2 protein-coding genes are annotated in these 1406 nt (G+C 49.4%); both read left to right on the top strand.

The genetic code is table 11. The annotated features are described in order from the left end of the window. Positions 1 to 440: YggT family protein (locus tag ABWP14_RS11460; RefSeq protein WP_353203102.1), on the top strand; the 440-nt coding region annotated here is incomplete at its 5' end. Between the two features lie 128 nt (positions 441 to 568). Next, positions 569 to 1406 (top strand): Bug family tripartite tricarboxylate transporter substrate binding protein (locus tag ABWP14_RS11455; protein ID WP_353203101.1); only part of this gene is annotated, 838 nt, incomplete at its 3' end.

Genomic DNA, 1406 nt, shown 5'->3' with positions numbered 1-1406 from the left:
CGTTTGCACCATTTATTTTTGCCTTCACCAATTGGTGTGTGTTACCGCTTAGGCGTTTCATTCCGCCTATTGGTAGGCTAGATACCGCGAGCTTGGTCGCCGCTTATTTAGTGGTGCTTGCCAAGTTGTGCGTAATCGCCTTGATGTCTCAGGTTGAACCCAATTGGCAGGCCATGGCAGTTCTAAGTTTGTTAGAACTTGTGCATCTGGCTATGTCGAGCATGGTGTGGCTGGTCATTGCCTATGCGCTTTTGTCTTGGGTTAAGGCTGGTTCAGAGGCTGGATATTTTTTAGGGCGTTTGGTAGAGCCTTTGTTGCAGCCATTTCGTAGCGTGTTACCAAAAATAGGTGGGATAGACCTTTCACCCTTGGCACTTTTGGTGCTTTTACAAATTTTAGAAATAGTGATCAACCATTTGACGGGAATGTTATTACTTTGAATATTCTCTGAACTGACCTCTAGGTGACAGTTTCAGGCGCCTTGGAGGGGTCGGCAAGGGTTTGCTCGGGTGTATACCCGGTCGGCTATTCGTAGCATGGTGCTAGTTCACACACTGGAGCACTCACCATGAAACGTAGACAACTTATTACCGCCGCCGCTCTAAGCGCAGCTGCATTCACAGCCACTAGCACTTTGGCGCAAAGCGGTCCTTATCCCAATCGCCCGATCAAAATGATCGTGCCTTATGCGGCAGGTGTTTCGCCAGACATTGTGGCGCGCTTGATTGGCGAAAAACTCGGGCAAGTATTGGGGCAACCGATCATTATCGACAACCGTCCTGGTGCGGGAGGCATGATTGGTGCCGAAGTAGCCGCGACTATGCCCGGCGATGGATACAACCTGTTTTTCACAGTGAAGGGGCCGATGGCTATCGCGCCACACATCTACCCTAATGCTAAGTACAACCCACTCAAAGATTTCAAAGCTATTTCGCAAGTCTTGATCGTCCCTCACATTCTCACGGCTACGCCTAGTGCCCCCTACAACACCATGAAAGAGATGGTCGAGTACGCCAAACGCAACCCAGGCAAAATTGACTATGCATCTGCAGGCGTGGGTTCACAGCCCCATATCGCTTTGGAAGCTTGGGCTACACGTTTAGGCATTTCGTTTAACCACATCCCTTATAAAACTGTTCCAGGTCCTGACGTTATGAGCGGCGTGGTCAGCATGTATTTAGAAGCGTCGACCACCGCAATTCCATCTATCAAAGCCGGCAAGATCAAAGCACTTGGTATTTCTGGTGCAGAGCGCATTGCTAGCTTGCCCGATGTACCAACCATGACTGAGTTCTCTCCAACATTGGACGTCAACGGTGTGATTGGTAATTCATGGCATGGCGTGTTTGCGCCTGCTAATACTTCTGACGACATCGTGAATCGACTCAACACAGAGATCATCAAGA

It is taken from the genome of Polynucleobacter sp. (assembly GCF_040400325.1).
In the GTDB taxonomy this organism is placed as follows: domain Bacteria; phylum Pseudomonadota; class Gammaproteobacteria; order Burkholderiales; family Burkholderiaceae; genus Polynucleobacter.
This window is presented reverse-complemented; position numbering and strand designations above follow the sequence as displayed.